General features: G+C 73.8%; 20 protein-coding genes. 5 read left to right on the top strand and 15 right to left on the bottom strand.

Annotated elements, in window-relative coordinates:
- Positions 1 to 11: 11 nt before the first annotated feature.
- From ACZ51I_RS04205 to ACZ51I_RS04145, 13 genes are all read right to left on the bottom strand, one after another.
- On the bottom strand, positions 12 to 1,334 hold the full coding sequence (locus tag ACZ51I_RS04205; RefSeq protein ID WP_468871370.1) for a vWA domain-containing protein: 1,323 nt from the start codon (positions 1,332 to 1,334) through the stop codon (positions 12 to 14).
- Between the two features lie 63 nt (positions 1,335 to 1,397).
- Positions 1,398 to 2,789: a PP2C family serine/threonine-protein phosphatase gene (locus tag ACZ51I_RS04200; RefSeq protein ID WP_468871369.1), complete on the bottom strand. Its 1,392-nt coding sequence runs from the start codon at positions 2,787 to 2,789 to the stop codon at positions 1,398 to 1,400.
- 2 nt (positions 2,790 to 2,791) lie between these two features.
- A complete protein-coding gene (locus ACZ51I_RS04195) occupies positions 2,792 to 5,308 on the bottom strand; it encodes a serine/threonine-protein kinase (protein WP_468871367.1) in 2,517 nt (838 codons plus the stop codon).
- 59 nt (positions 5,309 to 5,367) lie between these two features.
- Positions 5,368 to 6,663 (bottom strand): hypothetical protein, encoded by a 1,296-nt coding sequence (locus ACZ51I_RS04190; RefSeq protein ID WP_468871365.1) that lies wholly within the window; start codon positions 6,661 to 6,663, stop codon positions 5,368 to 5,370.
- Positions 6,664 to 6,719: 56 nt separating this feature from the next.
- Complete coding sequence (locus ACZ51I_RS04185; RefSeq protein WP_468871363.1) at positions 6,720 to 7,751, bottom strand: glutamate ABC transporter substrate-binding protein; 1,032 nt, start codon at positions 7,749 to 7,751, stop codon at positions 6,720 to 6,722.
- 11 nt (positions 7,752 to 7,762) lie between these two features.
- Complete coding sequence (locus ACZ51I_RS04180; protein ID WP_468871362.1) at positions 7,763 to 9,190, bottom strand: hypothetical protein; 1,428 nt, start codon at positions 9,188 to 9,190, stop codon at positions 7,763 to 7,765.
- A 292-nt stretch (positions 9,191 to 9,482) separates the two neighbouring features.
- Complete coding sequence (locus ACZ51I_RS04175) at positions 9,483 to 10,472, bottom strand: N-acetylglucosamine kinase (protein WP_468871360.1); 990 nt, start codon at positions 10,470 to 10,472, stop codon at positions 9,483 to 9,485.
- A complete protein-coding gene (locus tag ACZ51I_RS04170; RefSeq protein WP_468871359.1) occupies positions 10,463 to 11,728 on the bottom strand; it encodes a 6-phospho-beta-glucosidase in 1,266 nt (421 codons plus the stop codon). Before ACZ51I_RS04170 ends, ACZ51I_RS04175 begins: the two co-directional genes overlap by 10 nt.
- An 8-nt stretch (positions 11,729 to 11,736) precedes the next feature.
- Positions 11,737 to 12,618, bottom strand: coding sequence for a carbohydrate ABC transporter permease (locus tag ACZ51I_RS04165; protein WP_468871357.1), 882 nt, complete (start codon positions 12,616 to 12,618; stop codon positions 11,737 to 11,739).
- A gap of 3 nt (positions 12,619 to 12,621) precedes the next feature.
- Positions 12,622 to 13,503, bottom strand: a complete 882-nt coding sequence (locus tag ACZ51I_RS04160; RefSeq protein ID WP_468871694.1) for a carbohydrate ABC transporter permease — start codon at positions 13,501 to 13,503, stop codon at positions 12,622 to 12,624.
- Between the two features lie 133 nt (positions 13,504 to 13,636).
- A complete protein-coding gene (locus tag ACZ51I_RS04155; protein ID WP_468871356.1) occupies positions 13,637 to 14,980 on the bottom strand; it encodes an ABC transporter substrate-binding protein in 1,344 nt (447 codons plus the stop codon).
- 49 nt (positions 14,981 to 15,029) lie between these two features.
- Positions 15,030 to 16,244 carry an ROK family transcriptional regulator gene (locus ACZ51I_RS04150; RefSeq protein ID WP_468871355.1) on the bottom strand — a complete coding sequence of 405 codons (1,215 nt, stop codon included), beginning with the start codon at positions 16,242 to 16,244 and terminating at the stop codon, positions 15,030 to 15,032.
- Positions 16,245 to 16,411: 167 nt separating this feature from the next.
- Positions 16,412 to 17,431, bottom strand: a complete 1,020-nt coding sequence (locus ACZ51I_RS04145; RefSeq protein ID WP_468871693.1) for a mechanosensitive ion channel family protein — start codon at positions 17,429 to 17,431, stop codon at positions 16,412 to 16,414.
- Positions 17,432 to 17,729: 298 nt separating this feature from the next.
- Here ACZ51I_RS04145 and ACZ51I_RS04140 point away from each other — a divergent pair, with 298 nt between their 5' ends.
- The gene (locus tag ACZ51I_RS04140) at positions 17,730 to 18,293 is read left to right on the top strand and encodes an HNH endonuclease (RefSeq protein WP_468871353.1); all 564 of its coding nucleotides are present in this window, start codon (positions 17,730 to 17,732) and stop codon (positions 18,291 to 18,293) included.
- 50 nt (positions 18,294 to 18,343) lie between these two features.
- On the opposite strand, the gene ACZ51I_RS04135 is transcribed toward ACZ51I_RS04140, so the two are convergent.
- A complete protein-coding gene (locus ACZ51I_RS04135) occupies positions 18,344 to 21,499 on the bottom strand; it encodes a beta-N-acetylglucosaminidase domain-containing protein (RefSeq protein WP_468871352.1) in 3,156 nt (1,051 codons plus the stop codon).
- 236 nt (positions 21,500 to 21,735) lie between these two features.
- Here ACZ51I_RS04135 and ACZ51I_RS04130 point away from each other — a divergent pair, with 236 nt between their 5' ends.
- The 3 genes from ACZ51I_RS04130 to ACZ51I_RS04120 are packed head-to-tail and all read left to right on the top strand — an operon-like array spanning position 21,736 to position 24,285.
- The gene (locus tag ACZ51I_RS04130) at positions 21,736 to 21,936 is read left to right on the top strand and encodes a hypothetical protein (protein ID WP_403533646.1); all 201 of its coding nucleotides are present in this window, start codon (positions 21,736 to 21,738) and stop codon (positions 21,934 to 21,936) included.
- A 1-nt stretch (position 21,937) separates the two neighbouring features.
- Positions 21,938 to 24,037, top strand: a complete 2,100-nt coding sequence (gene malQ / locus ACZ51I_RS04125) for a 4-alpha-glucanotransferase (RefSeq protein ID WP_468871351.1) — start codon at positions 21,938 to 21,940, stop codon at positions 24,035 to 24,037.
- Positions 24,038 to 24,057: 20 nt separating this feature from the next.
- On the top strand, positions 24,058 to 24,285 hold the full coding sequence (locus tag ACZ51I_RS04120; protein WP_468871349.1) for a hypothetical protein: 228 nt from the start codon (positions 24,058 to 24,060) through the stop codon (positions 24,283 to 24,285).
- 76 nt (positions 24,286 to 24,361) lie between these two features.
- Here ACZ51I_RS04120 and ACZ51I_RS04115 read toward each other — a convergent pair whose 3' ends face one another.
- Entirely contained in the window at positions 24,362 to 24,868 is a 507-nt protein-coding gene (locus tag ACZ51I_RS04115; RefSeq protein ID WP_468871348.1) for a MarR family winged helix-turn-helix transcriptional regulator, read from the bottom strand.
- Positions 24,869 to 25,006: 138 nt separating this feature from the next.
- On the opposite strand from ACZ51I_RS04115, the gene ACZ51I_RS04110 reads away from it, so the two are divergent.
- Positions 25,007 to 25,966 (top strand): EamA family transporter, encoded by a 960-nt coding sequence (locus tag ACZ51I_RS04110; protein ID WP_468871347.1) that lies wholly within the window; start codon positions 25,007 to 25,009, stop codon positions 25,964 to 25,966.
- The last annotated feature ends 3 nt before the right edge of the window (positions 25,967 to 25,969 follow it).

Below are 25,969 nucleotides of genomic sequence, written 5' to 3'. Positions count from 1 at the left end.
CGGCGGCCGGGCTACCTCTTGACGCGAACGGTCTTGGTGGAGCGGGTCTCGAGTGTCATCTCGTCCGCTTCCGCGACCTTCGCCTTCAAACGCACAGTACCGGTCGCCGCGTCGACGACGTCGACCACCTTCGAAAGCAGTTTCGCCGTATCCGCATTGCCGGAGGCCGCCGCGAGCTGCACGGCACGGCCCAGTTTGGCCGTCGCGCCGTCGTGATCGCCCGATTTGCGGGCATCGAGACCCTGCTGGATGACGTCCGCCAGCTCGGCCTGGCCCGTGTAGTGCGCGACCTGCGGATTGATCGACGTCGACATGGCGAGGTCGTCCGTCCACACCGCGCGTACCAGTCCTTGAGACAGCGGGCGCGGATCGCCGCCCGCCGGGTCCGGGGCGATCAGGGAGACCCGCGCGGCGAGCATCTCCTGGCCGACCGCCGCCCGGGGGACCCGCACGCTCACGTGGTAGTCGCGGGACTCGTCGCCCCAGGAGCCCGTCGGGTAGTCCCCGGCGCGCGGCCCGGCCTCGGTACGCCGCCCGGTGAGGTCCTCGACCGCGGGCGCCACCTGCTTCACGAACATGATCTCGACCCCCACGGGGGTCCACAGGCGCAGCGCGACGTCCGCCACGCCCTTGCCCATCGCGTGCTCCATCATCGCCGTGAAGTCCGCGGCGAGCCCGGCCGGGTCGGCGACGATGTCGGCGGTGCCGAGGAGCGCCGAGGCGATCCCGGTGACCTCCTTGACCTCCCAGTCCGTGCCGACCCCGCGCGCGTCACAGGTGAACCGGCCCGCGCAGGCGTCGAGCGCGGCCCGCAGATCCTCCGGCGACTCGTGCTCGTTGCGGCCGTCGGTGAGCAGGATGCCGTGCCGGATGGTGAGTTCGGCGGAGGAGAGCAGCCGGTCCGCGAGCCGCAGCCAGGTGCCGATCGCCGTGCCGCCGCCCGCGGAGAGCCGGCGCAGCGCCTCCTTGGCCTCGGCGCGGGTCCGGGCGTCGGCGACGGCGAGGCCGCCGTTCCCCGGGTACACCTCCTGCGCCATGTGCGTACCGGCGACGAGGGCGAAGTGGGTGCCGTCGCGCAGGGTGTCGACGGCGGCGGCCGTCGCCTCGCGCGCGCCGCGCATCTTGGTGGCGGGGTAGTCCATCGAACCGGAGCAGTCGACCATGATCACGACTCCGGCGGCGCCCGGGCCGGCCGCGAGGCCTCCGGTGGTGCCGCCCCCGGTCGAGGTGACCGTGACGATCGCGCTGACGTCCCGGCCGCCCTCCGGCAGGAACTCGTTCTGGTAGACGTCCACCGAGAACTGGGGCCCGGTCGGCTTGGAGAAGTTCGCCATCTGATTCGGCTCCTACGCGACAGACGCAACAACGATGAAGGGGACGGGGATCGGCGACCGCTCTCAGGCGGATCCTGCCCCTTGGGGTGCGACGGTGAACGGGACGAGCGCGACCGTGATGTTGTCGTGGCCTCCGCCGTCCAGGGCGTGGCCGACGAGGACCTGGGCGCTGTGCAGCGGCCGGTCCGCCGCGTCCGGCGGCACGATCCTGGCCATGTCCTCCGCGCCCTCCGCGTAGTTCCACAGGCCGTCAGTGCAGACCACGACCACGCCGGAACGATCCGGCTTGAACGCCGCCGTGTGCGGGTCCAGTTCGTACGAGTCGGCACCGAGCCAGCCGGTGATCGCGTGGGCCCGCTCGTCCGCGTACGCCTCGGCCTCGTTCATCAGGCCCGCCGCGACCATCTGCGCGGCCCACGAGTCGTCCTCGGTGAGGCGGGCGGGCGGGGTGCTGCGGTCGTCCGGCACCCAGTAGACGCGGCTGTCGCCGACCCAGCCGACGACGAGCAGGCCGGCGGCGACGACGGAGCCGACGATGGTGCAGGCCGGGGCGTTGCGGTGGCGCTGCGGGTCGTGCTCCGCGCCGTCCTCACCGGGCTCCTCCGCCAGGGAGTCGACGGCCTCGGCGGCGGCCACGATCGCCTCGTGCATCGCCTGCTGCGGGTGGGTGCCCCGGGGCAGCGCGGCGAGCAGCGAGGCGCCGGCCGCCTCCGCGGCGGCGGCGGAGGCCTCGTCGGGGCGGGTCGCCGAGGAGACGCCGTCGCAGACGATCGCGACGGTGGCGGGGGAGCCGTCGGGCAGGGTGGTCGACGAGACGGCGAACGCGTCCTCGTTGCGGTGGTGGCGCAGCCCGCGGTCGCTGACGGCGGCGACTCCGGCGATCTCCCGCTCCATGTGATCGCGCTCGCGCGGCTGCGCGTGCCCGCAGTTCTCGCAGTACCCGTCGGTGTCCACCCGCCCGGCCCGGCAGGCCACACAGAGGGCCGCGGCCTCGGACGCGGCGGCGGGGGCGGGGGCCGGGGCGGGGTCCGCGCGCACGGCGGTACGGGGGTCGGGTGCGGCCAGCTCGAAGTCCCCGTCGGCCGACGTGCCCGCCGTGGGGTGCGGGGCGCCACCTCGCGCGGCGGCACCATGGCCCGCCGCGCCTTCCGCCCGTACCGGCCCGTCCGTGCGGACCTCCACCGTCGGCAGGTCGTGGCCGCCGGAGTCGGTGCCCGGGAGGTCGCCCGGGTGCTGGGTCATGGTCGAGAGCGAACCGGGCTCGCGGGGCGGGGCGGCCGGCCAGGCCACCGGGGTGCCGATGGCCACGGTCGGGCGGTCGGGCGCGGCCTCGGCGACCGGGACGGCCGACAGGTCGTAGCCGCACGCCCCGCAGAACCGGTCACCCGGCTCCAGCGGCTCCGCGCAGCCCGGGCAGGCGGCGAGTCCGTGCGACGGCTTCGGCTTCTGGGACATCCTCACACCCACGTCCGGGGGCGGAAGCGGTTGGCCCGCTCCACCAGTTCGATCCTCTCCTCGCCCCGCTGGGCGAGCCGGGCCAGCACCCGGTACGAGCGTTCGAGGCCGAAGCGCAGTCCGCGCTCGTCCAGTTCACTGCCGAGCAGCAGCGCGCCGCCGCCCGGTGCCGCACCGGGACTACCGGAGAGTACCCAGTCGAGGGCCGTACCGAGCACCTCGGTCGACAACCGCTCCCGGCGCACCGCGTCCAGACCGAAGCCCTGGAGCGCGGAGACCTGCGCCGCGGCCGCCGTCAGATCGGCGCCGAGCGGCTCGTGCGCCGGGCGCCGCCGCAGCCGCGCCCGCACGGCCGCGACCCGCGCCGCCGTGTAGTGGATCGACGCCTCCGGTACGGACTCGAGGGCCTGGACGGCCGCCGTGCGGTCGCCCGCCGCGAGCCGCACCCGGGCGAGCCCGAAGGCGGCGCTGACGAAGCTGGGGTCCGTGGCCCACACCAGGCGGTAGTACTCGGCGGCGTTGTCCAGCTGGCCGAGGACCTCGGCGCAGATCCCGAGGGCCAGCTTCGGCGCCGGCTCGCCGGGGAAGGCGTCGTACACCGCGTCGAAGGCCAGCGCCGCGTGCTCGTGGTCCCCGGTCACCAGGGAGGCGACCCCCCTGTACCAGACGACCCGCCAGTCGTCGGGGTCCCGCTCCTCCAGGCCGGCGAGGGTCCGCGCGGCGGAGGGCAGGTCCCCCAGCTCCAGCTGGGCCCGCAGGGTCCGCAGCCGCAGCTCCGTGGAGGGCGCGGGCGCGGCCTGGAGTGCCCCGAGGAGTTCGCCGGGGGCGGCGGCCGCGAGACCGGCGAGGAAACCGGCGTTGGGGTCGCTCGTGTCGACCCGCGGCACGGGCAGCGCCAGCGCCGTGGCGGGCGCGTCGATCGGCGCGAGCAGCCCCCCGAGCCCGGCGCCGGAGAACGCGGGCGCGCCCGAGGGCGGCGCCTGGCCCGGTACCGCCCCGGGCGGCAGCGCGCCCGCGGTGGCCGACCCGCGCCGCCCGCGCCCCCGGCGGGCACCGAGCATCGAGACGTCGTCGGTCAGTTCGGCGAAGAGCGTGGTGTCCGTGACCCGCACCTCCGTGCCGAACAGCGTCGAGAGCGCCGGTCGCGGCCGCCCCGACTGGAGCGCCACCACCTCGCGCAGGACGCCCGTCAGTTGCTCCGCCATCTCCTGAGCGGAGGCGAACCGGCGGGCGGGGTCCGGGTCGGTGGCGCGGACCAGGAAGCGGTAGTACGACTCGTACGTCCGGAAGACCTCGATGTGGTCGGGGTCGGGCAGCGAGTCCACGAAGACGTTCGTGTAGCCCTGGAAGTCGAAGGTCATGACGGCGAGCGTCCGCGCCACCGTGTACAGGTCGCTCGCCACCGACGGGCCGACCTCGGCCACCTCCGGCGCCTGGTAGCCGACCGTGCCGTAGATGGCGGACTCGTCGTCGTCCATCCGCCGGACCGCGCCCATGTCGATGAGCTTCAGCTGGTCCTCGGACTGGATGGCGTTGTCGACCTTGAAGTCGCAGTACAGCAGGTTCCTGCTGTGCAGGTGCCCGAGCGCCTCCAGGGCCTCGATGCCGTACGCGCAGGCCTGCTCCACCGGCAGCGGGTCGCGCCGGCCGTCGGGGGTGCGCCGGTCGTTGGCGATCTCCTTGAGCGACTTCCCGCCCACGTACTCCATGACGATGTAGCCGTCCAGGGAGCCGGTGCGCTGGTCGAGGTGCTCGACGAAGTTGTAGATGCGGACGATGTTGGAGTGCTCGATCTCGGCGAGGAAGCGGCGCTCGGAGATCGCCGCGGCCATGGCGTCCTGGTCGCCGGTGTCGAGCAGGCCCTTGAGCACCACCCACCGGTCGGAGACGGCCCGGTCGACGGCGAGGTAGATCCAGCCGAGCCCGCCGTGCGCGAGGCAGCCCGCGACCTCGTACTGGCCGTGCACGATGTCCCCGGCGCGCAGCTTCGGCACGAAGGAGTACGGATGCCCGCACTTGGTGCAGAAGCCCTCGGTACGGCCCGGCCGGTCACCCCGCGAACGGCCCACCGGAGCCCCGCAGTCCGAGCGGGAGCAGAAACGCTTCCGCTCGGGAACCTCGGCGTTCTCCATCACCGCGCCCCGCGGGTCGGGACGCGGCACCTCGGGAATCGTCACCAGGCCCGCGCCCAGCCGGTTCCGGGCGGACTGCCCGGTCGACGAGCCCGAACTGCGCACCGACACCGAGCGGCCCGTGGAGACGCCGGAGGCCCCGGAGAGCGAGCGCGAGAGCCGCCCGGAGACCGACCGGCGCGAGGTCGAGGAGCGGGACGAGGCGCGCGAGGAAGCACGCGAGGAGGCACGCGAACCGCTCCGCGCGGAACCGGAGTCCCGCCCGCCGACACCGCCCGTGCCCCTGCCCGGCACGGCCATCCCGGTCGGCGTCGACCCGATCAGCCCCCCGGGCGCGACGACCGGGGCGAGCCCGCAGGTGTCGCAGTAGAGCTCGCCGCCTCCCATGTCCTCGTACGAACCCTCGCACGAAGGACGCTGACAGCTCCCCACGCCCGTCTCCCCGCTCACCACTGCCTTCCTCCCGCGTCTCCCGCGTCCCGCGTGTCCCTCGGCCCGGACAGGACGTCCGCCGCCGCCTGCTGGTAGCGCAGCACCGCGTGCTCCGCGACCCGCAGGTCACAGGGCGCGCTCCACAGCATCCGGCGCGCCGCGTCGTACCGCTCGACCAGCAGCGGGTCCTCCGCCGCGCCGAGCCGCGCCACCTTCGCCTTGTACGCGTCGAGCCGGCCGCGCAGCTCGGCCCGGACCGCGAGCGGCGCGGTGACCGCCGTCAACGACTCGCGGGCCCGCAGCAGTTCGTCCTCCGCCTCCCGCTCCAGGGACTCCAGGAGCGGGGAGAGCCGGTGCCACTGGGCGCGCCGGCGGTACTCGGCGGCGGCCGCGAGCCGTTCCTGGAGCACGATCGGCGGCCCGCTGACGGCAGGCACCTCGGAGGCGGCGATCTTCGCGAGGACCTCGCCGCGCGCCGCCCGCGCCTCGGCGAGCGTCCGGTCCGCCCGCGAGAGCACGTCCCGCAGCCGGAGCAGCCGGTCCTCGGAGTCCTGCCGGACCGCGAGGACCGCCTCGATCTCGCGCCGTACGTCCTCCAGGGCCAGGGCGGCCCGGTCGTACCGCTCGGTGTCCGGACGTCCGCCCCCGGGCGCCGAACTCCCGGCCGCCGGGCGCCAGAACGCCAGCGGGTCCGTCACGACCTGGGAGCGCAGCGCGGTCAGCTCGGCCGTGATCGCCTCCAGCTCGTCCCCCGCCGGATGCTCCCCGGGCCGCACGCCGACCGAGTGCGCGAGGGAACGCGTCCGGCCCAGCTCGGCGGCGAGCAGGTCTATCCGGGCCGGCAGCGCCGACCAGACGGCGTCGGCGGTGACGACGAGGTCCAGCGAGGAGGCGTACAGCTCGTTCATCCGCCGGACCAGGCCCTCCAGGCTGAACCGCTCCGTGAGCGGGGCGCCCTCGGCGGCCCCGCCCGGGACCAGCACGGTGTCGCCGCGCAGCCGGTCGGTCAGCTCCACGAGCTCCTCCCGGCCGGGCCAGCGGCGCCGCGCGCGCAGCTCCCGGACGTCCCGCAGGGCGCCGGTGTACACGTCGAAGCAGGTCCAGAGCAGGGTGATGGTCCGCTCGGCGGCCGCCCAACGCTCCCGGGTCGTGCCCGTCAGCTCGGCCCCTTCGAGCAGCCTGCGGCCCGCGTGGTCCTGGAGCGCGAGGAGCGAGTCCTCGATCGCCTTGTGCTCGGCGCCGAGCCGCGCCAGCGCACGGTCCACCTCGTCCCGGTCCATCACCGGCCCGGGGGGTCCCGTGACGCCCATCGGTCACCTCTTCCGCTTCGTGTGCAGGGTTGTTCGTGGGGGCGTGGACAGGACCGCTACTTGTACAGCGGCGCGGGAGGCCCCGATATCCCGGGGAGGTCCTTCGCCAGCCACTCCTCGTACGCCTTCTGCCAGGGGCCCTGCCGGTAGCCCACCAGGACCTGGTTGACCCGGCGCACCAGGTCGTCGTTGCCCAGCTTGGCCGCCACTCCGTAGTACTCCCTGGTGAACGGCCGGCCCTTGAGCTCGACCGCCGGATCCTGCGCCGCCTGGCCGGCCGCGAGGGCGTTGTCGGTGACGACGGCGTCCACCTCGCCCATCTGGAGCCGGGCCAGGCAGTCCAGCTGGTTGGGGACGGTCAGCAGGTCCTTGTCGTCCTTGGTGCCGTCGGCCTCGTCCTTGAAGAGGGCGCCGAAGGAGTTCTCCGCGAGGGCGTCATAGGCCGTGGAGCCCTCGGCGGTGCAGATCCGCTTGCCGCGCAGCGAGGAGTCGTAGCCGGTGATGCTCTTGTCGAGCTTGGGCGCCAGGACCTGCTGTCCGGCCTGGAAGTAGGCGGTGGAGAAGGCGACCTGCTCGATCCGCTTGCAGTTGATCGTCATGGTGCGCACGACGAGGTCGACCTTGCCGCTGTCGAGCGCGGCGATCCGCTGGTTGGTCGGGATCGTCCGGAAGATGATCGCCTCCGGGTCGCCGAGGACGTCCTTGGCGATGGCCCGGGCCAGGTCGATGTCGAAGCCCTCCAGAACGCCCTTCTCGGGGTTCCGGTAACCCCAGCGGTAGCTGGACTGGTCGACGCCGACGATCAGCTTCCCCCGGTCCTTGATCGCCCGGATCGAGGGGCCGTCCGCCGACGAGGGCGTCAGGGAGGCCTCGGGGTGCTCGCAGGTGTCGGCCTTGATCTGCACGCCGGTGCCGACGCCGGGGCCGGGCGACCGGGGCGCGGCCGCCGCGCCGCTGCCTTCCCGGGCGAGCGGCAGCAGGGTGAGCGAGGCGGTGAGCCCGCAGGCCACGGCCATCGCGGCCACCCCGCCCCAGCCCCGCAGCCGATTCGCCGCCCGCCGCACCAGCGGGTCCGCGCCGTTCGGCATCCCGCCCCCTCTCACCGGTACTCCGAAAGTCTGCGGTTGACGCCGAGGACGGCGCCCGCCGCCCCCAGGATCCCGAGGGCCGCCGCGCCCAGCGGGAGCGCGGTCAGCGCGTCCCTGGCGTCCCCGGCGGAGCGGGTGAACTCGCTCTGCTCGTGCGTGAGGGCCCGCTCCAGGGCCGCGTCGACCTGGTCGAAGGACTGGCCGGTGGAGTCCTGCGCCCCGACGACCCGGACGAGGGCGCCCTCGTAGTCGCCGGCCTCGTCCTTCGCACGGGCGTCCTTGTGGCGTTCCCGCCAGTCGGCCGCGCGGGCGGCCGAGTCGTCGACCGGGCCGCGTCCGGCGTCGTCGTCGGCGAGCTCGCGCGCCGCGGCGAGCGCCGTCGTCAGGGCGCTCATGCTCGCCGTGTACTCCGCCTCGTACTTGTCGTTCTTGCCGTCCTCGGTGAGGACGGCGCCCCGGGCGACCAGCGTCAGGTTCTCGTTGGCGCGGGCGGTGAGCGAGCTGATCCGGGCCGTGTTGAGGACCTGGAGGGACTCCTGCCCGTGCGCCCGCGCGTTGTTCAGCTCGGCCCGCGTCACGGTGTGCGCGGCGAGGAGCCAGAGCAGGACGACCACGGTCGCGGCCGTCGCGGCGAGCAGCCCGTGGTTGAAGACCCGGTTCGTCCGGGCGTAGTCGCGGCGCTGGGCCCAGAGGAGGGCGCCGAGGGCGAGGAGCCCGAGCGCCAGCGACAGGAACGGCCAGGCGCGGGCCGAGTCGTCGTCCCCGTGGAGCCGCTCCGTCTCCGCCGCGTACAGCCGCTCGGCGGCCGGGAGCAGCTCGGTGGACATCTGCTGGCTGGCGTAGCGCAGATAGGCGCCGCCGAGCGGCAGGCCCTGCCGGTTGGCGGCGCGGGCGCGCTCCATCAGCCCCGTGTAGCGGGGGAGCTGCTCGTTGAGGGTGGCTATCTCGCGGGCCGACTCGGACGAACCGTCGGTGTTCGCCGCGGCCTTGACGAGGAGACGGGAGGCGGTGGTGATGTCCCGGGTGTACCGCGCGCGGGACTCCGCGGGCTCCAGGGTGCCCGCGAGGAACCCGCCGGCGGCGGTCGTGTCGGCGTCGGCGAGGGAGCGGTAGATGGCGGCCGCGTCGGCGCTCAGGGGCTGACTGCGGCTGACGACGTCGTCGGCGGCGGAGGCTCGGTCGGTGACCTCAAGCGCGGTGACGGCCCCGAACGCGACCACGAGCAGCGCCAGTACGGCCCCCAGGATCTGGAGCCGGCCGGGCTCGGTGGTCGCGGCCTCCCGCAGCCGCTCCCGTCCCACGGCCCAGGCGCCACGTCCCGCGGGCGGGGTGGCGGCGGGCGCGGGCGACGGCTGCGCGGGCACGCCGCCCGGGCGCGCGGGCGCCGGCGCCGTACCCTGCGCGGCCGAGGCGGCGGGCGCGTTCGGCGGGTGTGTCACTTGACCTCCCCCTCGGTCGCTGACGTCGGCCCCTCCGGCCGGCCGGTGAGTCCGGTTCCGATGGTGGACCACCCGGCCAGCAGTATGGCCGCAGGGGGCCGTCCGCACACCGGGATTGACTCGATCTTGTGCCTATCGTGCCCCATGCCTCCCACGCGTCAGCGGGCGAACCCCCACACTCTGAATACGTCGCCCGGCCCGGATCGGTTCCGTATCGGCCATCGCTCGAACAGGTGAACATGCGTGCGGGGCTTCCCCCCGCACCCGACGGGACGCCCCGCACCCACCACGCTCAGCCCTCGTACCGCTCCCGCAACCGGGCCTTCGCCTCCTGGCCCGCCGCCACCTCGTCCAGGGCGAGCAGCGCCGCCCCGAGGACCGGTGGCGCCGTCACGAAGCCGATCACCGCCTTCGGCGCCCGTGCCGCGAGGAGTTCACGGATCCGCTCCTCCAGCTGCGGATGGCGCGCCGCGAGCACGCTGCCGCCCAGCATCACCGGCGCCTCCTCGTGGTCGAGCCCGAGCCGACGGAGCGCGACCGTCGACATGGCGACGACCTCCTCGGCGAGCCGGTGCACGAGCGCCAGCGCCACCGGATCACCCCCGGCCGCCACCGCGAACAGCACCGGCGTCAGCTCGTGCCGCCGCGCCATCGGGACCCTGCCCAGATGCAGCGCCTCGATCAGCGCGTACATCGACTCCAGGCCGAAGTGCGAGGGCAGCGCGTCGGCGAGGGCCGTGGGCAGGCCCCGCCCGTCCTCGGCGCGTGCCGCGCACCACAGCGCCTCGTCGGCGAGTCCGCCGCCCCCGCCCCAGTCCCCGGAGATCTTCCCGATCGCCGGGAAGCGCGCGGTCCGCCCGTCCGGGGTCATCCCGACGCAGTTGATCCCGGCCCCGCACACCACGGCGACCCCGCGCGGCTCGTCGAGCCCGGCCCGCAGGACGGCGAAGGTGTCGTTGTGCACCCGTACGGATCCGCTCAGGCCCCGGCCGAGCAACTCGGCCTGGAGAGCGGCCTCCTCGACGGGCAGGTCGGCGTTGGCGAGACAGGCCGAGACATGCGCGAACGCCGGAGGAAGCCCGCCACCGCCCGCCTCCTCCCACGCCCTCCCGACGATCTCCACCAACCCGTCGACCGCCGCCCCCGCCCCCACCACGGGCGGCTGGAACCCGCCGCCGCGCGCCGACCCCAGGACGGTCCCGTCCCGGGAGACGACCGCGACGTCGGTCTTGCTGTTCCCCGCGTCGATCGCGAGAAGCCCCCCACCCAGCCTCACGCCCACGCCAGGTGCTCCCGGTTGTGCGCGATCAGCCGGTCGGTGAGCCCCTCGGCGTACGCGTAGTGCCCGACCAGCGGGTGCGCCAGCAGCGCCTTGAACACCCGGTCCCGGCCCCCGCGCAGCGCCGCCTCCAGGGCCAGGTCCTCGTAGGCCGTGACGTTCGCGATCAGACCGGCGTACAGCGGGTCCACCGGCGCGACCGGCAGCGGCACGGCGCCATGGGCGCCGACCACCGCCTGCGTCTCGATCACGGCGTCGTCCGGCAGGAACGGCAGCGTGCCGTTGTTGTACGTGTTCACCACCTGGTACGGCGACCCGCCCCCGCCGAGCAGGGACGCCGCCAGGTCCACCGCCGCCTCCGAGTAGAAGGCGCCGCCGCGCTTGGCGAGCAGGGCAGGCTTCTCGTCGAGTGCCGGGTCCCCGTACATCTCCAGGAGCTCCCGCTCCATCGCCGCGACCTCGGCGGCCCGCGAGGGCTTCGTGCCGAGTTCCTTCACCACCTCGTCGTGCGCGTAGAAGTACCGCAGGTAGTACGAGGGGACGACGCCGAGCCGGTCCAGGACCGGGCGCGGCAGGCGGAGGTCGCCGGCGATCGCGTCTCCGTGTCCGGCGAGCAGCCGGGGCAGTACGTCCTCGCCCTCGGGGCCCCCGAGCCGTACCGCCCGCTCCCAGGTGAGGTGGTTGATCCCGACGTGGTCGAGGTGGACCTCGGACGGGGCCACGCCGAGGAGCGCGGCGAACTTCCGCTGGAAGCCGATGGCGACGTTGCACAGTCCGACGGCCTTGTGCCCGGCCTGGAGCAGCGCGCGCGTGACGATGCCGACGGGGTTGGTGAAGTCGATGATCCAGGCGTCCGGGTTGGTGCGCCGGACCCGCTCGGCGATGTCCAGGACGACCGGGACCGTGCGCAGCGCCTTGGCGAGACCGCCCGCGCCGGTGGTCTCCTGGCCGACGCAGCCGCACTCCAGCGGCCAGGTCTCGTCCTGCTCGCGGGCGGCCTGCCCGCCGACCCGCAGCTGGAGCAGGACGGCGTCGGCGCCCTCGACCCCGGCGTCGAGGTCGGTGGTGGTGACGATCTTCCCGCCGTGCTCCTGCCTGGCGAAGATCCGCCGGGCCAGGCCGCCGACGAGTTCCAGGCGGTCGGCGGCCGGGTCGACGAGGACGAGTTCGGTGAGGGGCAGGGTGTCGCGCAGGCGCGCGAATCCGTCGATCAGTTCGGGGGTGTAGGTGGAACCGCCCCCCACGACAGCGAGCTTCATGAGATGACTCAGCCCTTCACTCCGGTCAGTGTGACTCCCTCGACGAACGCCTTCTGCGCGAAGAAGAACACGAGGATCACGGGGGCCATGACCAGGACGGTCGCGGCCATGGTCAGATTCCAGTCGGTGTGGTGCGCGCCCTTGAAGGACTCCAGGCCGTAACTGAGCGTCCAGGCGCCGGGGTTCTCGGAGGCGTAGATCTGCGGCCCGAAGTAGTCGTTCCAGGAGGAGAAGAACTGGAAGAGCGCGACGGCGGCGATGCCGGGTTTCGCCATCGGGAGCACGATCCGGATCAGGGTGCGCAGTTCGCCGCAGCCGTCGATCCGCGCGGCCTCGACGTACTCGTCGGGGATCGTCAGGAGGAACTGGCGCAGCAGGAAGATCGCGAAGGCGTCACCGAAGGCCATGGGGACGATCAGCGGCCACAGTGTTCCGGAGAGGTCCATCTGCTTGGCCCAGAACAGGTACATCGGGATGATCACGACCTGCGGCGGCAGCATCATCGTCGCGATGACGAGCAGCATCGACAGGTGCCGGCCACGGAAGCGGAACTTGGCGAGCGCGTACGCCACGGGGACCGAGGACACCACGACGAGGACGGTGCCGAGTCCCGCGTACAGCAGGGAGTTCCTCCACCAGATGAGGAAGCCCTCGGTCCGGAAGACCTTGACGTAGTTGTCCCAGTGCCAGGAGTCCGGGGTCAGGTCCCGGGTGAGCGCCTGCTGGTCGCTCATCAGGGAGGTGAGGAAGACGAAGACGAACGGGAGGACGAAGAACAGCGCGGCGGCGATGCCGAGCGAGTGCACGGCGATCCAGTGGAGCAGCGCCTTGCGGCGGGCCCGCTTCTCGGCGGGGCTCGCCACGGCGCGGGCGGCGGTCACGGTCGTCATGTGTCAGTCACCCGAACCGATCAGGCCGCCGCGCCGGCGCATGAGGAGCGCGGTGAAGGCCATGGAGAACGCGAAGAGCACCAGGGCCACGACGCTGGCCGCGCCGTAGTTGAACTGGCTGAAGCCGAGGCTGTAGACCAGCTGCGGGAGGGTCAGCGTCGAGTCGTCCGGATAACCGGGCTGGAAGGTGACGCCCGAGCCGCCCAACACGCCCGAGGCGACCTTGGAGGCCACGATCGGCTGCGTGTAGTACTGCATCGCGCCGATGATCCCGGTGACGACCGCGAAGAGCACGATCGGCGAGATGCTGGGCAGCGTGACGTAGCGGAAGCGCTGCCACGCGGAGGCGCCGTCGAGCTCGGCGGCCTCGTACTGCTCCTTCGGCACGTCGAGGAGCGCGGCCATGAAGATGACCATGAGGTCACCGACGCCCCAGACGGCGAGCACGGTCAGCGCGGGCTTGGCCCAGGCCGCGTCGTTGAACCAGGAGGGGGCCGGGACGCCGACCGCCTCCAGGAGTGAGTTGACCGGTCCCGTGCCGGGGTTGAGCAGGAAGACGAACGCGAGCGTGGCCGCCACCGGGGGTGCCAGGTACGGCAGGTAGAAGAGGGTGCGGAAGACTCCTGCCCCTGTCTTGATCTTGGTGATCAGCATGCCGACGCCGAGGCCGAAGACGACCCGGCAGGTGACCATGACGAGGCAGAGCCAGAGGGTGTTCTGCAGGGCCGGCCAGAACTTGGGGAACGCCGTGAGGACGTACGTCCAGTTCTCCAGGCCCCGCCAGGTCGGCGGGTTGAGGCCGTCGTACCGCATGAACGAGAAGTACAGGGTGGAGATCAGCGGGTAGGCGAAGAAGACGCCGAAGCCGATCAGCCAGGGCGACATGAAGGCCAGGGCGCGCAGCGCTTCGCGCCGGCGCCTGGACTTCGGCGTGTGCCGCCCCGGGGCGGTGGCGGCCGGTGTGCCGGCCGCCGCCTTCGCGGGCAGGGTGTCCGTGCTCATGGGTGACCGCCGGCCGTCACTTCGCCGCGGCGATGTCGCGGTCGATCTGGGCCGCGGCGTCCGCGAGGCCCTTCTTCAGGTCCGTGACCCGGCCCTTCTCGTACTGCTGGGCGAGCCGGGAGAGCGTCTCCTGGTAGGCGGGGCCGTTCACGGCGCCGTCCGGGGTGGTGGACTCGGGGTGCCGGGCGATGTCCAGGAAGGTCTTGAAACGCTTGTCGAAGGTCAGCTTCGGCGACTTGAGGGCCTCGAACGTGGAGGGCACGTTCCCGATGGCGTTGGCGAACTGCACCACGGCGTCGGTGTCCGTGGTCAGGTACTTGACCAGCTCCCAGGCCGCGTTCTGCTTCCTGCTCTGCGGCGCGATGCCCATGATCGTGCCGGAGAGGTAGCCCTTGCCGTACTCCGCCACCTCGTCGTCGGCGACCGGCAGCGGCGCGACGCCGACCTCGAAGCCGACGTTCGCCTGCTTGATGAAGTTCAGCCGCCACTCGCCGTCGAGCTGCATGGCGACCTGCCCGGTGTGGAAGGGGTGCTTGGCGCCCATCTCGTCGCCGAAGGTGGTGCGGTACCTGTCGAGCTTCTCGAATCCGCCGAGCGAGTCCACCAGGGACTTCTGGTACGTCATCATCTCGGCGAACGCCGGGTCCTTGGCGACGTTCGACTTGCCGTTCTCGTCGAAGTACGCGTGGTCCCACTGCGACATGTAGTGCTCGACGACGGTCTCGTAGCCGAGGTACGTCGGCATGAAGCCGAGCTGCTCGTAGGAGTCGCCCTTCGGCTTGGTGAGCTTCTTCGCGACCTCGGTGAACTGGGACCAGGTCTTCGGCGGGGCCTCGGGGTCGAGACCGGCGGCCCTGAACGCGTCCTTGTTGTAGTAGAGCCCGTACGCGTCGGAGAGCAGCGGCAGGGAGCAGCGCTTCCCCTCGAACTGGGTGTACCGCTGGAGGACCTTCGGGAAGGTCTTGTCCAGGTCCAGCTTCGACTTCTCCATGAAGGGCTTGAGGTCGGCGAGGGCGCCCGAGGCGCAGAACTTGCCGACGTTGGAGGTGGTGAAGGAGGAGACGACGTCGGGTCCGTTCGAGCCGCCCGCGCGCAGCGCCTGGCCCAGCTTGTCGTCGTTGATGTCGCCGACGAGCTTCACCTTGATGTTCGGGTGGGCCTTCTCGAAGCGGTCGACGCTGTCCTCGATCGCCTTGACCTCGGCGGGCGCCGACCAGCCGTGCCAGAAGGTGATGGTGGTCTCGGCCTTGGGGTCGTCGGTGGCCGCGTTGTCCGGGGAGCCGGTACACGCGGAGGCGAAGAGGGTGATCGATGCGGTGGCGGCGAGCGCGGCGGCGGCTCTGCGCGGGCGGACGGGCATGACGGAATCTCCCTGGGCGGGTTTCGGCGTGGCGGAGGGGCGGGGACGGTCAGCGCGAGGTGTCGAAGACCTCGTCGCGCGTGGTGGCGAGGGCGCTTTCGAGGGCCCCGCGCAGGACGGGGCCGCGGCGCACGGTGGAGAGGACGAGCCGTGGCCGGGAGGGGGCGAGGTCGGCGAGTTCGGCCTGCACGCGCGCGCGCAGGGGTTCGCCGCCGGTGACGAGGGCGTCTCCGGACAGCACGATGAGTTCGGGGTCCAGGACGGCGACGAGGGAGGCGAGTCCGGTGGCGAGGCGTTCGGCGTACCGGTCGAGCAGCTCCGCGTACCGGGGGTCGTCCTCGTGGGTCTCGACGGCCCGGGACAGCAGCCCGGTCACCACCGGTACGTACGGGTGGTCGGGGGTCTCGATCCCGGCGGCGCGGGCGATCCGGGGCACGGCCTGGATGCCCGCGAGCTCCTGGAAGCCGCCGGAGTTGGCCTTGGTGACCTGCCGTACGAGCGGGGTGCCGGGCACGGGCAGGAAGCCGAGCTCGCCGGCGCCCCCGGTGAAACCGCGGTGCAGCCGCCCGCCGAGGACGAGGGCGGCGCCGAGACCCCCCTCGTTCCACAGGAGGGCGAAGTCGTCGTGCCCCCGGGCGGCGCCCAGGCGCTGTTCGGCGACGGCGACGAGGTTGACGTCGTTCTCGTACTCGAACGGCATGGGCAGGGCCGCGGCCAGCTCCTCCAGGAGGGTGGGGGAGTGCCAGCCGGGCAGGTGGGAGGCGTACCGCAGGCGCCCGGTGGCCGGGTCGAAGGCGCCGGGGGTGCCGATGACCAGGCGCCGCACGTCCTCGCGGGTGATCCCGGCCGCCTTGACCGCGCCGTCGAGGGCGTCGGTGACCTGGCGGACGACGCCGGAGGCGGAGCGGCCGGGGGTGCGGAGCTCGAACTCGCCGATGATCGCGCCGGTGATGTCGGCGACGGCGGCGTGGATGCGGTGCTGGTCGACGTCGAGCCCGGCGGCGTACGCGGCCCGCGCGTCGACCGCGTACAGCTGGGCGTTCGGGCCGGGCCGGCCCTCGGTGGTGCCGGTGGCGACGACGAGCCCGGCCGCTTCGAGGCGGGCGAGGAGCTGGGAGGCGGTCGGCTTGGACAGGCCCGTGAGCTTGCCGATCCGGGTTCGCGAGAGGGGGCCGTGCTCCAGGAGCAGGTCCAGCGCGGCACGGTCGTTCATGGCCCGCAGGACGCGTGGCGTGCCGGGGGTTCCCGGGGTCGTACCGGCCATGGGACTCGCACCTGCCCTCGTACGGTGAAGAACACTGTTAGGAAAGTTTCCTATTTGGTTGGGGAGAAGGTAAGGCGGCCGTCACGGAGGCGTCAATAGCCGGGAACGCGACACGCCCCCGAAGGCAACCGAAGCGTTACCGGCGGGGGCGTGAGGGAAGGGAGGGACTACTTGGAGAGGTCCGGCCTCGGCAGCGGGGTGGCCGCCGCCGACTGGGGCGAGGTCGCCGAGGCGAACACCGACGGGGCCGCCATGCCGGCCGTCGGGTCGGCCGCCGCCTCCTCCGCCTGCGCCGCGACGCCGCCCACGATCCGGATCCCGGCCTCGTCCAGGCCCTGCTTGATGCGCCAGCGCAGCTCTCGCTCCACGCCCAGCGCCTTCCCCGGCATCGTCTTCACGGAGACCCGGACCGTCATCGAGTCGAGCAGCACCTCGTTCAGGCCGAGCACCTCCACGGGGCCCCACAGGCGCTCGTTCCACGGCTCCTCCTTCGCCATGGACTCCGCCACGCCCGAGATCACGGACCGGATCCGCTCCAGGTCCTCCGTCGGCCGGACGGTCACGTCCACCCCGGCCGTCGCCCAGCCCTGGCTGAGGTTCCCGATCCGCTTGATCTCGCCGTTGCGCACGTACCAGATCTCGCCGTCCACCCCGCGCAGCTTGGTCACCCGCAGGCCCACCTCGATGACCTCGCCGGAGGCCACGCCCGCGTCGACCGAGTCGCCGACGCCGTACTGGTCCTCCAGGATCATGAAGACGCCCGACAGGAAGTCCGTCACGAGGTTCCGCGCGCCGAAACCGATCGCCACACCGGCCACACCGGCCGAGGCCAGCAGGGGCGCCAGGTCGATCTTGAAGGCGCCGAGGATCATCAGCCCGGCGGTGCCCAGGATCAGGAAGGACGCCACCGAGCGGAGCACCGACCCGATCGCCTCCGAGCGCTGCCGCCGCCGCTCGGTGTTGACCAGGAGCCCGCCGAGCGCCGTCCCCTCCACCGCCTGCGCCGAGCGGTTCATCCGCTCGATCAGCTTCGTCAGGGCACGCCGGACGGCCATCCGGAGCAGCAGCGCGACGACCAGGATCAGCAGGATGCGCAGCCCCGTGTTCAGCCAGGTGGACCAGTTCTCCTCCACCCAGCTCGCCGCGCTCGTGGCCCGGTCCGCGGCCTCGTCCAGGGTCGTCGGCATCGGTTCGGGTTCGGTGGCAGCCGCCAGGGCGGACCAGGACACGGGACAACCTCCAGGCTTTGCGTACGCAGGCCATCCACAGTAACGGCGCGCCGGGCCTGGTCCCGTAGCCCTGTTCGAGGGAGAGACCGACCTCACCTGGGCACATACCGGGGAGAGATGCCGATGTGGTCGAGAACACCCCGGGGCCGTCACCCCGATTCCGGTACGTGGTGGCGCCGCGACCAGGCATGAGGAGAGACTGAGAGCAGTTCGTCCCGGCGCGAGCCACGCGCCGCCGGCGTCATAGGAGGCATCCGTGCCGCATGTCCTGGTCCTCAACGCGTCGTACGAGCCGCTCGGCGTCGTACCGCTCCGCCGCGCACTCGTCCTCGTACTGGAGAACAAGGCTCTCTGCCTCGAGGAGTCCGGCGCCTTCCTGCACAGCGAGACCCAAGTCCTCCCCGCTCCCAGCGTGGTGCGACTGAAGCGCTTCGTGCGGGTCCCCTACCGGGGGCCCGTTCCCTTGACCCGCCGGGCGCTCTTCGCGCGCGACGGCGGGCGCTGCGCGTACTGCGGGGCCGTCGCCACCAGCGTCGACCACGTCATCCCGCGCAGCCGCGGGGGCACGCACGCCTGGGAGAACGTGGTGGCGGCCTGCCGCCGCTGCAACCACGTCAAGGCCGACCGGCACCTGCGCGAGCTGGGCTGGCGGCTGCGGCACCAACCCGCCCCGCCGACCGGCCTGGCCTGGCGGATCATCGGGACCGGACACCGGGACCCGCGCTGGCTGCCGTACCTCGAGCCGTACGGCGCCGAGGACGTGATGGCCCGGATCGACTCCGTCGCGGAGACCCCCGTGAGGGCCCTGACGACGGGTTGAGCCGGGCCTCTCGCGTACGCGGGGGCCGCCGGTACGGAGCGGTGCACCCCTCAGGGGGTGGGCCGCTCCTCGGGCGTGCCGTCAGGCGTGGCCTCGGGCGCCCCCTCGGGCGGGCTCTCGGCCGCCCCCGCGGACGTGTCCTCGGGCGTGCTCTTCGGAGGGTCCTGCGGGGCCACCGCGTAGGTCTCCACCGACCAGAGCGAGTAGCCGAAGCGCGTCGCCCGTGTCTCGCCCTGCACCCGCAGGAAGCGGGTGTCCGCCGCGTCCATCCGGACCGACTCCCGGCCGCCCCTGCCGTCCGCGACGGTCGCCGCCGTCCGCCAGACCCGCCCGTCGGCGGAGACCTGGACCCGGTAGCGGGAGGCGTACGCGTCCTGCCAGTGCAGCACCACCTGCCCTATCCGGGCCGGCTCGGGCAGCTCCAGCTGCCACCAGGCGCCGTCCTCCGCCGGCGAGGACCAGCGGGTCGCCGGGTCGCCGTCCACCGCGGCGACCGCCGGGAAGTCCGGGGTCTCGTCGCCCGAGGAGGAGGCCCTCGCGGCGCGCGCCAGATCCGGGCCCGCCGCCCGGGGGAAGGCCCGCACCGTCAGGACCCGCTCCTCGCCCGCGAAGGACACCGGGACCCGGTAGGACCCGGCCGGCACCCCCGCAGCCACCGACACCTCCAGCGGGACGTTGGTCCGCGCGCCGCGCGCCACCGCGGCCCGCGCCGGCAGTCGGACCGCGATGCCCTTCGGGGCCCTCGCCGTCAGCGGCCCGCGGACCTCGCCCGCCCGCCGGCCCGTCAGCTCCACGTCCACCCGCTGCGCCGGGCCGCCGATCTCCGCGTCCGTCTCGGTCCTGGCGAGGTCGAGTCCGGCGCGCGGCCCGTCCGCGAACCACGGCACGAGCGAGCGCACCACGGGCGCCGGACCGTCGCCGCTCCACACGACCCGCAGCGCGTCCGCCTTCAGCCCCTTCGGCTCGGTCTGCGTCCACCCGGACGCCGACAGCGGGCCGAGCGGCCGCCAGCCCTCCCCGGGGACGTACGCCTCCACGCGCGCGTCGCCCCGCTCAGCGGCGCCGCCCGGCTCCGTCATGACCGTGAGCGCCTCCACGGGCCGGGTCCGGTCGAGCCGCACGGTGTACGAGCCGGGGGCGCGGTCCGCGCGCGCCGCCGGGGTCCGGGCGGCGCCGGTCCAGGCCGCCGACTCCGCCACCGCGCGCGTGAGGAAGGGATCGAGGACGCCCGGGCCGACCGTCACCCGGCTCGTCTCCAGGGCCTTCCGCTGTGCCTCCAGGTCCAGCTGCACCCGCCAGGCCGCCGCGCCGTCGCCGCGTGTCTGGGCGAGGAGCATGTCGACCGCCGTCTCGCCCGCCCGGCCGTACCGCGAGAGCTGCTCCAGCCAGGGCCCGGTCTCGTCGTCGAGGGTGCCGTCGGCCGAGGCCGTGAGCCGCTCGGGGGCCCGGCGCATCACGGTGAACGCGGCCCGCAGCCCGCGCGCCGCCCGCTCCCGCGTCTCCTTCTCCCGCGCCGTCGTGCCGGTGCTCGAGCGGGACGCCCAGAACGCCGCCAGGAGCGGCTTCAGATAGGCGGATTCGCCCGCCGGGTCGAGGATCGACGAGGAGCCGTTCCCGGCGAGCGCGCGCAGCGCCTCGCGGGCGGCGGGGTCGGCACCCGCGAGATCGTCCACCGCCGCCTGCCAGGACTCGCGGGGCCGGTAGCCCCGGGGGTTCCAGGCGTAGTCGGCCGTGGTGAAGAGCGGGATCCGGGAGGCGGCGGGCTGTTCCATCGCGTGCGCGAGGAAGGCGGCGGAACCGGCGGCCACGGCCGGCTCGCGGCCGGTGGCGGGACCGAGGAAGAGCCGGTCCTGCGCGTAGTCGTTGACCGGGTAGTTGTCCATGGTGACCAGCGGGTGGCGGCCCATGGCCTCGCGCGCCCCCGCCAGTTCGCCGCCGGTGATCGTGCGCGGGACGACGCCGACGCCCGTCCACGCCACCCGCACCTCCGGGTCGAGCGCCCGGGCGAGCGTCGTGCGGTACGCGGTCGCGCCGTCCTGGTAGTACTCCGTGGGCATCACCGTCAGCGGCTCGGCGCCCGGGTGCCGGTCGGCGAGGCTCCGGGCGACGGCGTTCGCCACGCGCGCGTGGGCGGTCGCCGCGGCCTCCGGTCCGCGCCCGAAGGCGTCGGCGTCCCGGTCGCAGTGCCACTCGTCGTAGGAGGCGTCCTGGAACTGCAGCTGGAAGGAGCGCACCCCCAGCTCCCACATCGCGTCCAGCTTCCGCGTCAGCGCCGCCACGTCGCCGGCCGAGGCCAGGCACATGGACTGGGCGGGCGCCACGGCCCAGCCGAGCGTCACGTGGTTGGCGCGGGCCCGTTCGGCGAGCTCGCGGAACTCGTCCTGCTGCGCGGCCGGATAGGGCTCGCGCCACTGCGCCTGGCGGTACGGGTCGTCCCCGGGCGCGTACAGATAGCGGTTCTGCTTGGTCCGGCCCAGGAAGTCCAGCTGGGCCAGTCGCTGTTCCCGGGTCCAGGGGCGGCCGTAGAAGCCCTCGGTGATGCCGCGCTCGGCCGTCCCGGGCCAGTCGCGGACGACCACCCCGGGGACCTCCCGGCCGGCGCCGAGGAGCTGACGCAACGTCTGGACGGCGTGGAACAGGCCGTCCTCGCCGACCCCGTCCAGGACGACGGTGTCCCGCCTCTGGAAGCGGCCCGTCGCGAGCCGGTAGCCGCCGCGCGGCAGATCGAGGCGCTCGGGCACGCGCAGGGCGGTCAGCGTCTCCTCCACGCCCTCGCCGGAGGGTCCGGCGGCCCGCAGGACCGGGCCACGGCCGGGCAGGCCGGTGTGGAGGGTCCGTACCCCGGCGGCCCGCAGCAGCTCGCGCAGGGCGGCGAGGGCGTACGGATCGGCGTCGGCGTCCGCCAGCAGCGTCACCTCGTCCCCGAGGCGTACGGAGGGCCCGGCTGCGGTCAGGGACTGCGGGCGGGGCCAGACGGCGGGTACGCGCGCGGCGGAGGCGTTCCCCGGGGCCGCCGCGGTGGCGGCCGGCTTCACGGGAGCCGGGGGAGTCGCGGAAGCGGAAGGGTCCCTCGGCGTCGCGGCTGCCGTCGGGGCGAAGGGGGTCGGGGCGGCCTGCGCCGGGCCCGGCACCGCGCCGCCCAGGAACCCGCCGATGACGGCGGCGGCGACGGCCGTCGCGGTGCGCTTCCTGCGCCCGAGGTGCACGGGGCTCTCCCTTCGGCCGGGGCCGGCCGCTCCGCCGGTTTGGTCACGAGTGGGTCACGAGCCCACCACCCGTCGCACGGACGTGTCAATGCGCGTGGCCGATGTGTCGGCTTTGCCCGGCGAGCCGTCGGCGAGGTGACGTCACTTCACCGCGTTCCGCCGGTAAAACGAGGTGCGCTGGGTAGGTCTCTCTCGTTGCCCAGGTCCCACCTGTCGAGACGAACCGGGAGATCCCCGTGACCACCACCGCCCCCCACCTCGGACGGATACGAGTTCCCCAGCAGTCGGCGCCGGCCGGTGAACCGCTGACCAGCGAGCCGCCCCTGCCCGACGCCTCCCCCCTCACCAGCGAACCGCCCCTGGCCGTGGCGGCCCCCCTGACCAGCGAACCCACCGCCCCCGGCAGCGCGGGCGGCCCGGAGTCCCCCGGAGTGTGAAGTGACCCTGGCCCGTCTCGCCGCCCGTCACGGCGTCGCCACCGCCCACAGCCCGTCGGAAGGCGTCACGGTTCCCGTGCCGGAGGCCACCGTGGTGGCCGTCCTCGCCGCCCTGGGCGTCGACGCCGCCACCCCGGAGGCGGTCGCCGCCGCCCTCGACGCGGCGGAACGCGCCGACCGGGAGCGCCTGCTGCCCCCGGTCCTGATCCACCACCACGGCGACGAACCGGCCAGGCCGCCGGCGGACCTGCCGCCCGGCACCCGTCTGCGCGTCACCACCGAGGACGGCGCGGTCGTCACCGGCCAGGACTGGTCCGGGCTGCCGTTCGGCGTCCACACGGTCGAGGCCCAGGCCCCCGACGGGCGTGCGGCCACCGGCACCCTGATCGTGAGCCCCGCGCGCGTCCCCGGCCCCGGGCGGCGCGCCTACGGGCTGCTCGTCCAGCTGTACTCGCTGCTCTCCATCCGCTCCTGGGGCATGGGCGACCTGGGCGACCTGCGGGAACTCGTCACCTGGGCGGGCCGCACGCACGGAGCCGGGTTCGTCCAGGTCAACCCGCTCCACGCGGCCGTACCCGGGTCGCCGGGCGACCCCTCCCCGTACCGCCCGTCCACGCGCCGTTTCCCGGACCCCGTCCATCTGCGGATCGAGGAGATCCCCGAGTACGCCCTGGTGGGGCCCGAGCGCCGCGAGGAGCTCGACCGGATCCTCGCCGACGCGGCCGAACTGCGCGAACGGGTCCTCGGCAAGGGGGCCCTGATCGACCGGGACGCCGTGTGGGAGGTCAAGCGGCGGGCCCTGGAACTGGTGCTCGGCACCGTGGAGCCCGGTCCCGGCCGCCGCGCCGACTTCCACGACTTCCTCGCCGAGCGGGGCCGCGCCCTGGAGGACCACGCCACCTACCAGGCCCTCGCCGAGCGGCACGGCCCCCACTGGCGGACCTGGCCCGAGGAGCTGCGCACGCCGCGCACCGCAGAGGCCGCCGTCCGCGCCGACCCCGCCCTGGCCGCCCGGGTCGACTTCCACTGCCGACTGGCCTGGCTGACCGACCGGCAGCTCGCCGACGCCGCCGCGGCCGCCCGCGAGGCCGGCATGGAGGCCGGGATCGTCCACGACCTCGCGGTCGGCGTCCACCCCGAGGGCTCGGACACCTGGGCCCAGCAGGAGGCCTTCGCGGCCGGCATGTCGGTCGGCGCCCCGCCCGACGCCTTCAACTCCCGGGGCCAGGACTGGGGCCTGCCGCCCTGGCGGCCCGACGCCCTCGCCGCCGCCGGCTACGCCCCGTACCGGGGACTGCTGCGCGAACTCCTCCGCCACGCGGGCGCACTGCGCATCGACCACGTGATGGGCCTCTTCCGGCTCTGGTGGGTGCCGGAGGGCCGCGAACCCACCGAGGGCACGTACGTCCGGTACGACGCCGAGGCGATGCTCGCCGTCCTCGTCCTGGAGGCGCACCGCGCCGGCGCCCTCGTCATCGGCGAGGACCTCGGCACGGTCGAGCCGGGCGTACGGGAGGAGCTGGCCCGGCGCGGGGTGTTCGGGACCTCCGTGCTCTGGTTCGAGCGGGACTGGGCGGGCACCGGCCGGCCGCTGCCCGCGGGGGAGTGGCGCGCGGAGTGCGTCGCCACCGCCACCACCCACGACCTGCCCCCCACCGCCGCCCGGCTCTCCGGCGAGCACATCGGCCTGCGGCACCGGCTCGGGCTGCTCCCCGGTGACGTGGAGCGGGAGCGCGCGGCGGACGCGGCGGAGACCGCCGAGTGGCTGGGCGTGTTCGCGCGGTCGGGGCTGCTTCCGGAGGGGGCGGGGGACGAGGAGGCCGAGATCAGGGCGGTCCACCGCTTCCTGCTCGCCACCCCCGCCCGGATGGTCGGCGTGTGGCTGCCGGACGCGGTGGGGGACCGCAGGCCCCAGAACCTGCCGGGCACCTGGGACGAGTATCCCAACTGGCGGCTGCCGCTGGCGGGTGCGGACGGCCAGCCGCTCACCCTGGAGCAGCTCGCCGCCTCGCCCCGGGCGCACGCCCTGCTGCGCGAGCTGCACGCCCGGACGGCGGTCGGGAACGCCCGTACGGCACCCCCGGGCGCGCGGCCCGTCTAGGCGTTCGCTACGTTTGCACCGTGGACAAGAAGAACGCTCTGCGCGCCGGCTCGCTCGCGGCCGGTACGACGCTGATGATGCTGCTCATGTCGTCCCCCGCGTTCGCGCTCACCCGCGACGACGGTGACGACCCGGCCCCCAAGCTGAGTGTCGCCGAGACCCTCGGCCTGTACGTGGCGGCGCCGCTGGTGCTGTTCGCGGTGATCGCCGGCCTGGTGATGGTGCTCGACAAGTCCAAGAAGGCCTGACCGCCTCCTCTTTCTCCCGCGAGGGCGCCGCACGGTACGACGTACCGTGCGGCGCCCTCACGCGCGTACGGGCTCCTCACACGGTGGTCGCGAGGAGCTTCCGCAGCAGCCCCGCCAACTGGTCCGCCTCCTCCTGGGTGAGCGCGGCCTCCAGGGCGGCCCGCTGCTCCCCGAGACCGGCTCCGACGGCCTGGTCCACCAGTTCCCTGCCGCGCTCGCTGAGGGTGACTCGCAGCCCGCGCCGGTCGTTCGGGTCGGGGCTGCGGGTCAGCAGCCCGGCCTTCTCCAGCTTGTCCAGCCGGCCGGTCATGCCGCCGGTGGTGATCATCAGCGTGGCGGTCAGCTCGCGCGGCGAGAGCGTGTACGGCGCTCCGGACCTGCGCAGCGTCGCGAGCACGTCGAACTCCCCGAGCGCCATGCCGTAGGGCGCGTACGCCTTGTCCACTTTGGCGCGCATGGCGTTGGCCAGCCGGTAGATGCGGCCGAAGACCGCCATCGGCACCGTGTCCAGGTCGGGGCGGACGGCCGCCCACTGGTCGGTGATGGCGTCGACGGCGTCGTGCTCGGGGGTCTGCTTCGTCATGGGCCTCAGTGTTCCCTTCTTCTCAACTCGATCGCAAGTAAGCCTCTTGCAAGTAAGTAGCTTAGTGGTAAGTTAATTACCGCCAAGCCAGTCCGGCTCTCCGCAGAGTCCGGCACTCCACAGCAGGGGGGAACCGTCATGTCCCGCAAGGCCGCCGTCGTCGCGCTCACCGCCCTCGCCCCGATCTCCTGGGGCTCCACCTACTTCGTCACCACCGAGTTCCTGCCGCCCGACCGGCCGCTCTTCACCGGCCTCATGCGCGCCCTGCCCGCCGGCCTCCTGCTCCTCGCCCTCACCCGGAAGCTCCCGCAGGGCGCCTGGTGGTGGAAGTCCGCGGTCCTCGGGGCCCTCAACATCGGCGCCTTCTTCCCGCTGCTCTTCCTCGCCGCCTACCGGCTGCCCGGCGGAGTCGCCGCGGTCGTCGGCTCCGTCGGCCCCCTCTTCGTCGTCGGCCTCGCCACCCTCTTCCTCGGCGAGAAGCCCCAGGCGAAGACCCTGCTCACCGCCGTCGCCGCCGCCTTCGGCGTCAGCCTCGTGGTCCTCAAGGCCGGGGCCGCCTTCGACCTGATCGGCGTGCTCGCCGGACTCCTCTCCTCGCTCTCCATGTCCGCCGGCATCGTCTTCACCAAGCGCTGGGGCCGCCCCGAGGGCGTGGGCGCCCTCGCGCTCACCGGCTGGCAGCTCACCGCCGGCGGTCTGGTCATCGCGCCCCTCGCCTTCCTGATCGAGGGCGCTCCGCCGGCCCTGACCGGCACCAACCTGGCCGGCTACGCCTACCTCGCCTTCGGCAACACCGCGATCTCCTACTTCCTCTGGTTCCGTGGCATCGAGCGGCTGAGCGCCTCCTCCGCCACCCTCCTCGGGCCGCTCTCCCCGATCACCGCGGCCGTCATCGGCTGGGTGGCGCTCGGCCAGGCCCTCGGCCCGGTGCAGGTGCTCGGCATGGTGATCGCCTTCGCCGCCACCCTGGCCGGCCAGCTGAGCCCCCGTGCACCCAAGGCCCAGGTGGTCGCACCCGAAGCCGAACCGTTCAGCGCAGCTGAAGAGAACAGTCAGGAAGTTTCGATGGACCTGGAGGGTCCGGCGCTGCGACGGTAAGGG

The sequence above is a fragment of the Streptomyces sp. NPDC034084 genome, assembly GCF_055575535.1.
The sequence above is the reverse complement of the archived record's forward strand: the minus strand, read 5'-3'. Positions and strand labels throughout refer to the sequence as shown.